The sequence below is a fragment of the Sorangiineae bacterium MSr11954 genome (genome assembly GCA_037157815.1).
Lineage (GTDB): Bacteria > Myxococcota_A > Polyangia > Polyangiales > Polyangiaceae > Pendulispora > Pendulispora albinea.
Map to the genome: position 1 here is coordinate 5,196,792 of CP089984.1, position 9,830 is coordinate 5,206,621.

Below are 9,830 nucleotides of genomic sequence, written 5' to 3' on the forward strand. Positions count from 1 at the left end.
TTCATCGGATCCGGCGCGCTCGCGATCGGCCCTGGCCCGCGCCGGTCGCGTGACGGATGAAGGCCTGCAGCGAAGGCGAATGGCTGCGATTTCCGGCAAAGTAGAGAAACATCGCGTCTAATGGAATCGACCAATCCGGCAGCACGCGTTCGAGTTGTCCGCCGTCGAGGAGGGCGCTCGCGCTCCGGTCGGGTATGCAACTGATCCCGTGGCCTCGGACGGTGAGATCGATTTGAACGGCGAGATCACCGGCGATGGTTTGAGCGCCGGGATCGACGCGATGCTCGGCGCCGGCCTCGGAGACCAACGCCCATGACGCGATCATCCCCGTGGTGCGGCTGCGGCACACGACGCTCTCGTGCTCCGCGAGATCCGGCGGTGCCTCCGGTCGCCCTCGACGCTCGAGGTAGGCGGGGGCGGCCGCGAGGACGCTGGCGGAGGCTGGCGCAATTTCGATGGCCGTCATGCCCTTTGCGAGAAGGTTGCCGTATCGAATCCCCGCGTCGAAGCCGTCTTTGACGATATCGACCCATCGATCCTCGACCTCGATCTCGAGCTCGATGTCCGGATAGTGCGCGCGAAAGCTCGGTAGCGACGGTGCCACGATGCCGTCGTAGGCGGCCTTGGGCATCGTCAATCGGAGCGGTCCGGCCGGGTGCTCGCCGTTACCCATGGCTTCTTCGGTCGCCGCCACGAGCTCCACGAAAACGGGGGCGAGGCGTTCGACATAGGTCGTGCCGATCGCGGTAAGACTGAGGCTGCGCGTGGAACGCAGCAGCAACGCCGTGCCGAGCCGGCCCTCCAGCGCCCGCACGGCCTGGCTCGCGGCCGATGGCGTGATGCCCAACTTCTTGGCGGCACCGGTAAAGCTGCGCGCTTCCACGACAGCTAGCAGAATCGGAATACCGGTCAGCCACTCCCTCGATTGCGTCATCATTTGCAAACTTCACTTCCGAGTTTTTATGGGGACGAGCGCCGAACATGATTACCGAAGTTGGCCCGAGGGCAGCCATGCTGAAGAAAAGGAGTGCAAACGGCTGCACGACCGGATTCCCGACAACGTTGTCTTCAAGGACCAAAATCGAGCCCGCGATGGAAGATCTGGAATATCCTGCACCGCCCGATGCGCAGCACCACCTTCGAGCATCGAGCGAACGAGCGCGTTCGGCCCGTCCATGACGTCGGGCGACGGGCCAAGACGTCGGGCGACCGCGTCCCCCCGTTCCGTTCGCACGACCCGGCCGCGCTCCCGAATGGCTACCACGAGCTCGTTGCCGTGAGCATGTGTCCGCGAGGCTTCATTTGGCCGGGGAAGCCCGACGAGCCGCGCGACGGTCCTCTCGCGTGCTAGGGTCAAATCCCCTGTCCTTCCAGGGTTTCCCAACGGACTACCCCATGGACGAATGGTCACCATCGCGCAAACTCCGCGTGAGCATCTCCCTCGCATCTCCCTGTTCGTGTCTCCACCCACGTGGATCCAGTTAAACGATGTCGGAGCAGTAAATCCTAATATTGATCATCAATACAGTCAACGGATCTTCGCGGGTCGAGAACGGATCGTCCGAAGCTGGCTCAAATACTCTGCATACGTAAAGTTCCGCACGGGACGACGTTGGAGCGACAGCCATCGACCTTACGCACACGCGGCGCGCAGCGGTGATTCGAAAAGCGCTCGACGTGCGAACGATTCGTGTGTGAATGATTTCAATTCGTATTTTGTGATTCGCCCCAAGTGGTCGCGTGCGGCCAGATCCCGCGACGCGCGCGGTGAGCCGATCCACGGCGGCGGCGCTCGCTGCCGCGCAGCAGCGACAGGACAATCGTCCGCACCGCAAAGCCTGCGCCGGTGCTCTGCGCCCATCGTTAAATGTGTAGGAAGGCGGCACCCCGCGCGCGGGATCGCTCGGGTGGTGCAGGATCGTGCGGCACGGGATCGCGCCGCCGAGGGACGGGAAACCGCACCGCCGATGGCGATGGCGATGCGGACGCTCGGACCGATGGTGCGGCCGGCCCGCGAGCATGCCGGAGGCGACGCCCAGACGATCGCGCGGCGCCGCGCCAATCCGCGGGCAGGTGTTTCGGCAATTGGAAGAGGTGATGCCCGCCGCGACCCGCTGCGGCAGGATCACGGCTCCGCGCGAGCTCGTTTCATCGAGCCGGGCGAATCGAAACAGACCGCAGCACAGGCTCGCCGTGCCGCTGGCTGCGAGCCGCCGCGCGCCGAATCGGCGGCGAGCGGGCCGCCGATTCGGCCACAGTGCGGCCGGAGGAGATTGGGGGACGAGCTCGCCCGCGGGCCTCGCACGAGGATCGGCTTGCCGGCCGCTCGAAATCGATTCGCGATCGCGATCATGTGCCCGACCTGCGTGCTCTTGCCCGTGATCCCGATGATGCCGGCGTCGCTCGCGCAATCGACGGGCAATTGACGGGATGGATATTCGGATCGCAGCGCTCGACCTCGTCGTCCGCGGGCAGCATCGCCGCCAAGGTCGGCATCGTGCGATCCGCCATCGGGGTGGCGGGTGCCATTCCGTGGGATGTGTAGTTCTCCGCATTGAAATGCGTGGGAACGTCGGCGCATGGGTTGATAAGGTCGATGGACGTCACGGGTTCCTCGCCTCCTGAGACGATGGAGCAAGGTTTATTCCGGAAATGAGGGACCTGGACGATTCGGATGGGTTCAATGAGACGAACGGGCAACACCTTCGTCGGCTGGGGCCGCGAGCCCAAGGAGATACCAGGTCCGACGATGCTTGCACGTACAACGTTGTCATGCCGCAGCCACAAAAAACCGATGGTACGCACAAATTGTGCGGACAACTGTTCGCCAGGGGGCCTTGACGGCCCGCGCGACGGATGCCACCTACGTGATGTGCGCGACCCGCGCGATGTACGCGACCCGCGCAAGCTTACGGGGAACCAAGGGCGAGCCCGGACTCGCTCGCTGCGAAGGTTGCTCCTTTCCGCGTTGGCACCATTCCGCGTTGGCACCATCACGCCTCCGTTGCCAAATGCTGTTACGCGTCGAACGCCGCCGCCGAAAGGGTACGGCGGTTCTCCTCGGTACGATGGGCTCATCCCCATCGTGCGCTCGAGTGCACGGCCTGGACATCACTCGCCAATTCGTTCCGTTGGGATCGTTGCTGTTGCAACGATTGACACGCACTCGAGCCCTACCCGCCTCTTTCGCCGGACTATGGATGCAGTTCCGGTGAGCGTCAAGATCGTCGTCCGAGAAAATTCAAGTGCACAATGCATTTCTTACCGTGATGCACGGGGGGACCGCGAAGCCCCCTTTGCTGAGTTACGTTGATACGCGACGATGTGCTTTGCGTCCAATCGAATTGAAGGTGGATTGGTGCAAGGCTCGTCGGCATTATCGCAAGACGCCACGACCGATGGGTCGCCGCGAGCTGCGCGTCAAACCCGGGTTCCAGGTCGGTCGTGCTCGTCAAAGCCGTTATTCGTTTGCATGTAAATATTTGCTTTCGATCGCCTGCGGGACCGAAGCGCACCCGAATACCTTGCACGCACTCCAAGTCTTGATGTGCAATACACAACAATCCATTCGGCGTTCTCTCGCATCATAGCTCGGAAGCGCAACTTCAAAATGACAATGCCCTTCTGACAATGGAAATGAAACACACGCCGCGGAGCGAGCTTCGAAGATCGATTTCACGTATCTCGCGAAGGACGAGACCCAGCGGGTGATGCGGACCTACGGCGAGATTGACCTCTGCGGCTCAGTTGCCGTTTCGAATACCAGTATCAATCCGGTCACGTTCCCGTGCCCGCCAAATGCACGATGCCCGGACGCCGATCGTGGATGGCATCGAGCACGTCTGCCGGTCTGGCCGCTCCGCGGGTTTGCATTCGAAAACAGTCTCCGAAGATCGCGCTCGCGTCGTGACGTCGATTCGATTCGACGTTGCTATGGCATTCCAATCTTTACGTCATCGTCCTACCGGAGAGATGCGCGAATCGTTCGGACGACAAACGTGAGCCGTCCAGGGTCGCCCTCGACGATGAGACGCACGAGGCGGGCACGCATTTGTTCGATGAGTTCCGGGTCCCCCAGCTCGAGGGCGGCTCGGAAGTGGCGAGCGCCCGCCAAGCTCGCCGCGCCTCATACCTGTTCGTTCGAGGTAAATGGCTTCCGCGCGCGCGATGGCCGTCGCGTTGGGCATCTCCTCGCGGGCCGAACCTTCACGAGCTGCATCGCGTCACGGACGCGCGCGATCGGCTCGGCCGAAAGCTCGCCGACGGTGGACTCCACGAGGTCGGTCGATGCCACGGGGGTCCTCGAAGAGGGCGACGACGATGGCGACGACCGGCACGCGGGGCTCGCTACCCGGCCGCGGGCCCGCGACTTCCGGCCACGGGGCAAAAAAGAGAGGTGAAGGTGGCCGCCCGCTCGTGGATACTCAGCCCTATTGCATGCACCTACAAGCGACCATCGTCTCCTTGGGACTCGCCCTCGCGCTCGGCGCCGCAGCCACCTTCTCGGGATGCGGCAACAACGGCAACAGCACCAACGACGGCCCCCGTGACGGTGGAGGGGTCGATGTGGACGGGGCCGTTCGCCCGCAGCCCGCGCGGTATGGGCTCGATCAGCGTCCGGCCAACCCGACCTGCAAGGCCCCCCCGCGGCCGCCGAGTACGGCTTCGGTCAAGCTGGAGCAAGTGTACAAAAATGTCCAGCTCGACAATCCCATGACCATGGCGCAAATTCCGGGCGATCCTTCGCGGTGGTACGTCGCCGAGCGCTCGGGGAAGATCCTGAGCTTTCCGGTGCAGAACCCGCCCGATTCGCCGCGCGAGGATTTGAACATTGCCAATCAGATCACGAACCTCGGTAGCGAAGGCGGCCTCCTGGGGATGGCGTTTCATCCCAACTTTTCGCGGAACGGCTATGTGTATCTCTCGTACACGACCGGCACCGAGGAGCGCATCGTCTCGGCCATCCGGCGCTTCACCAGCGCGGCCCGGGATGGAACGGCGTTCGGGGCGCAGGCCGATGTGCTCGCGTTCAATCAGGAGAGCTCGGGAAACCACAAGGGCGGCTGCGTTCAATTCGGCCCCGACGGGTATCTCTATGCTTCGTTCGGCGATGGCGGCGGCGTCGGCGATCCCTTCTTCCATGGACAGGAGACCACGAGCTTCTTTTCCAAAGTGCTGCGCATCGATATCGACCATGGGGACCCGTACGCGATCCCGGACGACAACCCTTTCAAGAACGACACCACGGGGAAGAAGAAAGAGATCTTCGCGTACGGCTTCCGCAACCCCTTTCGTTTCTCGTTCGACCGCGTCTCTCGGGAGCTATGGCTGGGCGACGTGGGGCAGGACGACTGGGAGGAGATCGACATCGTCAAGAACGGCGGCAATTACGGGTGGAGCCTCAAAGAGGGAACGCATTGTTTTCCGCCGAGCACCACGAGCTGCTCGAGCGCGGGGTTGATCGATCCCATTTACGAATATTTCAACCCGCCCCCGCCGAACGGCGTAGGCGCGGTCACCGGGGGGCGCGTGTACCGTGGCAAGGCCATCCCCGAGCTGGTGGGAAGTTACCTCTTCGGCGATTCGCAGACCGGCGAGGTGTGGGCGATGTCCATCGATCCCGTGAGCCGAAAGCCCTCGGTCACCCGCATCGACGATGGAAGCACGGGCGACACCTTGACCTCGTTCAACGAGGACCTCGACGGGGAGATCTTCGTCACCGCGCTGGGCAACAAGGTCTACAAAGTGGTGCAGAACCCCACGTCCGAGCCGCCGGGGGCGCCGTTTCCGGAGAAGCTCTCGCAGACGGGGTGCGTCGATCCCGCCCAGCCAAAAAACCCCGCACCGGGGCTCGTCCCTTACGGTGTGAATAGCCCGCTGTGGTCCGATGGCGCGGACAAGGAACGGTATCTGGCGCTCCCGGACACGAAGAAGATCCACGTCCAGCCCGACGGGGATTTCGATCTTCCCGTCGGCAGCGTCCTCGTCAAGACGTTCACCGTCTCGGGCAAGCGCATCGAGACGCGGCTGTTCGTGCGCCACGACGATGGAGATTGGGGCGGCTATTCGTACGAGTGGAACGAGGAACAGACCGACGCGACCTTGCTCCCCTCGAACAAGAGCAAGACGGTCGGCCATCAAACCTGGTATTTCCCGAGCCGCTCCGATTGCATGTCGTGCCATTCGACGGTCGCGGGCCGCACGCTCGGCCTCGAGGTGGGGCAGCTCAATGGCGATTTCGTCTACGCCTCCACCCAGCGCATCGCGAACCAGCTCGCGACCTTCGACCACATTGGCCTCTTCGACGCCCCGCTGGGCCGGGCGCCGGCCGAGCTCACGAGATACCCCAATCCGAGCCAGCCCGGAGCCGACTTGGGCGACCGGGCTGCCTCGTACCTGCACGCCAATTGCTCGTTCTGCCATCGCCCCAACGGCATCGGCGGCGGAGGCACTGACTTCCGCTACGGGACATCCCTCGCCCACCGGCGCGTATGCAATGAGAACCCGGAGAACGGCGATCTCGGGGTGCCGGGGGCGAAGATCGTCACCCCCGGCGCGCCGGAGACGTCGATCCTCTCGCTGCGCGTGCACGCGCTCGACTTCCGGCGCATGCCCCCGCTGGCCACGAGCCTGGTCGACACCGCCGATACATCGGTGCTCGACGCGTGGATCCGCTCGCTCCCATCGTGTCCAAAGGGCGACGGCGGAGCGGATTGACGCGGGGTCTCCCGGATCGTTGGAGCTCGTACCTTTCGGGAGGCGACGTCATCGGCTTTTGCCGTCGACGTGGGTCACCGTGAACGAGCCGGGAGGCACATCGTCGAGGCAGCGGACATTCACGATGGCCATCGGGGTGCCGTCGGACTGGACGCTGCGCCAAAACGCTTCGACCCCGCACACTTTGCAAAATAAGTGATGCCCGATGCGCCGGTTGAATTGGTAATCGACGAGCGCCTCTTCGCCCTGAAGGAGGCGAAATCGGTCGGACGTCACGAACGTCAGCAAAAATCCTTTTCGCGAGCAATGCGAGCAGTTGCACTCCACCACACGCGCGAGATCGGCTTCGACCTCGAAGCGCACGTTTCCGCAGTGGCATCCGCCGCAGTAGGTCTTTGCGGTGCCCATGGTCAAAACATCCCATTGGGGTTGGCCGACTCCTCTGGGATGGGTTGGATGACATCCCAATGCTCGACGATTTTGCCATCTTCCAACTTGAAAATATCGATGATGGCCGAGCCGCGCTGCCCGGGCTCGCGGACGCCGTGCACGTGGGCGATGACGAAGTCGCCCTCGGCGAAGACGTGTTTGATCTCCGCCCGCAGGTCGGGGAATTTCTCGTTTAGGTAGGCGAGGAAGGCCTCGAAGCCTTCGTGGCCGTCGGCGATGAGCGGATTGTGCTGCACGTAACGGCGGCCGAGCAGCTTCGCGGCGGCCGCGTAGTTCTTTTGCCGGAGGCCGGCCTCGTAGAAGGCGAGAACGGTTTGCTTGTTCGCTTCGAGGGTGGAAGGGTCGGAGATCATGTTTTGTACCTTTGAGTCAAATATTGATAAAAAAAAAGGTCAGAGTGCGCTCATCGCGGCGCGCACGGCGCGCAGCAATGCATCCGGCTTGGCCGAGACCTTGGCGATCACGGTCATGCCGAGGATCGTGGTGAGCATGAGGCTCGCGAGGTCCTTCGCGTTCCGATGGGGGTCGATTTCGCCGCTGCGCTGCCCCTCTTCGATGGTCGCTTGGAGGGCGCGCTCCATCCGCTCGAAGATGCCGCGCACGATGGCGGCTGCGGATTCGTCGTCGTCCGCGCACTCCGCCGCCGTGTTCACCGCCATGCAACCACGGCGCCGCAGCTTGGCCCGCTCCGGCGCGGCGAGGCGTTCGAGCGCCGCTTGCAGCCGCGCGCGTACGGGGCCCGGCTTGGCGAGCTCCCCCACCAGGCCCGCCACGCGCTCGTCCCCATACCTTCGCAGCGCCTGCTCGAAGAGGGCGCGCTTGTTCTCGAACGTGTTGTACAAGCTGCCCTTTCCGATCCCGAGCGCCTCGACGAGATCGGCCGGGGTCGTGGCGCCGTATCCTTTTTGCCAGAATACGTTCATCGCCGTGGCGACGGCCGCGTCGGGATCGAACTGCTTGGGCCTGCCCATGCTGTGATCGGTACCACTTTTGGACCCGTGAGTCAAAAATTTCTCCGGCGCATGCGCCCGCCGATTGCGCGGGTGGAGGTCGGCCCCTATGCCGCAGGTTGCGTCTCGATGCCGGCGCGGTTCATCGAGCGCTTCTCCGAGGTCCGAGCCGATGTTGGCGTCCGCGATCGCGGCATCGATCGAAGCGCGCGAAGAAGGGATCCCGTGGCTCCTCGCGATAGCACGAGATAGGACGGCGGGTACGGGGGCGGGTCGGTTTGCTCGCCATATGCCAAATCGACGGAGCATAACAAATTTTGCACTGTGGATAAGAAAGATACGTGCTCACCGTGCGAGCAATGCCTGCGCGGCGATGCAGTCAATTGCACAGCACCCGAGCCGCTCTTCATCCGTGCTTTCGGGTTTGGCGCGATTGCGCCCGACGATCGGCTTGCGCACGGGGCCGCCGAGGTCGGTGGGACGGGGTGAGCCCTTTGGATCGTCGAGCCCGTCGTCTCCTCATCATGAGGTAGCGCGCGCGGCGTTCACCGGTGCACCCGCGGTACTCACATGTCGCCGACTTTTGTTCGCAATCTGCATAAGAGCGTAACGACCGACGAACCACGCCACGCCGGGGCGCATCGAGCGAGATGTATGAACTGCGCCGTGAAGTAATCCCATGTTCGCGTAAATATCTCCATTACGAGAAATTTTCTCCCCTCCGCGCGACATGTCCAACCTCGAGTCGTCGGCGATCGATTCGGTGAGCGCTCCATACGTAAAAAGGTAATCGGCCATTATCGGGAGCCCGATCGTTTCGAGAAATTCTCGTGAACAGCACGCTGCTGCGCCGTCGGACGAATCCGCCCTACCGGCCGCTGTGCCGGCCGCATCCAATCGATCGCCGGGCACTTGCCAGGTCGCCAAGGTCGCCCGCGATGCGAGTGGCGTGCTTTTGCCCTTTCAGTCGAATGCGATTTAATGCGCGCCATTGTCGTAGGGGCGATTTAACTATCTCCATCTTTTGGACTATCGTGAAATGCATCGATGGATCTTGCCGGCGTTCCGCGTTTGCCCCAAGATGTCGCCTGATCCAATCGTAAAACGTGCCTCTCGTCGTTGGCCCGCGCACGGATTGAGTGTTTCGCTCGCTTGGCGGCCGGGACCAATTCATTTCGACAAAGTACGGATTAAATGAGCTCACGTACGACCGCTGCAAGCTATTCGGCAATCGCGGACAGATACGATGAACCGTCGAACGAGACGTCTTTTTGGGGTGAATTGGCTCGGCGGGCGTACGAGAACATCGCCCTTCCCAAAGGGCGCGCCCTCGTCGTCGACGTCGGGTGCGGGACCGGGCTGGCGCTGGACCATCTTCAGGGCCGTGCCCCGTCCTCGGTGAGGTTCGTCGGGGTCGAGCCGTCCGAAGGGATGCGGCGCTTGGCGCAGCAGCGCGCTTCGCGGAGCGGGCGGGTCGAGGTTCGAGAAGGGCGATTCGAGGCGCTCCCGCTCGCCGACGCGTCGGTCGACTACTTTTACAGCATTTGGGCGTTTCACTGGGTCGAGGATCCCCAACGCGCCGCCGCCGAGATACGCCGCGTCCTGAAGGACGGCGGTGAGCTCGATATGTGGTTTCTCGCGTTGAATAGCGGACGGGAGTTTGCGCAGGCGATCGGCGATGTCCTCGGGAAGTACGTGGGCCTGGAGGCGCGC

At 63.2% G+C, this 9,830-nt stretch carries 6 protein-coding genes; 2 read left to right on the forward strand and 4 right to left on the reverse strand.

Features of this window, described 5'->3' with window-relative positions; genetic code table 11:
• Position 1 precedes the first annotated feature (1 nt).
• On the reverse strand, positions 2–937 hold the full coding sequence (locus LZC94_20405) for a LysR family transcriptional regulator (GenBank protein WXB19575.1): 936 nt from the start codon (positions 935–937) through the stop codon (positions 2–4).
• 970 nt (positions 938–1,907) lie between these two features.
• On the opposite strand from LZC94_20405, the gene LZC94_20410 reads away from it, so the two are divergent.
• Together LZC94_20410 and LZC94_20415 are read left to right on the forward strand one after the other, a co-directional pair.
• Positions 1,908–2,426: a hypothetical protein gene (locus LZC94_20410; protein ID WXB19576.1), complete on the forward strand. Its 519-nt coding sequence runs from the start codon at positions 1,908–1,910 to the stop codon at positions 2,424–2,426.
• Between the two features lie 1,990 nt (positions 2,427–4,416).
• Complete coding sequence (locus LZC94_20415) at positions 4,417–6,717, forward strand: PQQ-dependent sugar dehydrogenase (protein ID WXB19577.1); 2,301 nt, start codon at positions 4,417–4,419, stop codon at positions 6,715–6,717.
• A gap of 48 nt (positions 6,718–6,765) precedes the next feature.
• Here the strand turns inward: LZC94_20415 and LZC94_20420 are convergent, their stop codons facing one another.
• Genes LZC94_20420 through LZC94_20430 form a run of 3 tightly spaced genes read right to left on the reverse strand, consistent with a single transcriptional unit; the run spans position 6,766 to position 8,138 of the window.
• Positions 6,766–7,125: a GFA family protein gene (locus tag LZC94_20420; protein WXB19578.1), complete on the reverse strand. Its 360-nt coding sequence runs from the start codon at positions 7,123–7,125 to the stop codon at positions 6,766–6,768.
• Positions 7,126–7,127: 2 nt separating this feature from the next.
• On the reverse strand, positions 7,128–7,520 hold the full coding sequence (locus LZC94_20425) for a nuclear transport factor 2 family protein (GenBank protein ID WXB19579.1): 393 nt from the start codon (positions 7,518–7,520) through the stop codon (positions 7,128–7,130).
• Between the two features lie 39 nt (positions 7,521–7,559).
• Complete coding sequence (locus tag LZC94_20430) at positions 7,560–8,138, reverse strand: TetR/AcrR family transcriptional regulator (protein WXB19580.1); 579 nt, start codon at positions 8,136–8,138, stop codon at positions 7,560–7,562.
• Positions 8,139–9,830: the final 1,692 nt, after the last annotated feature.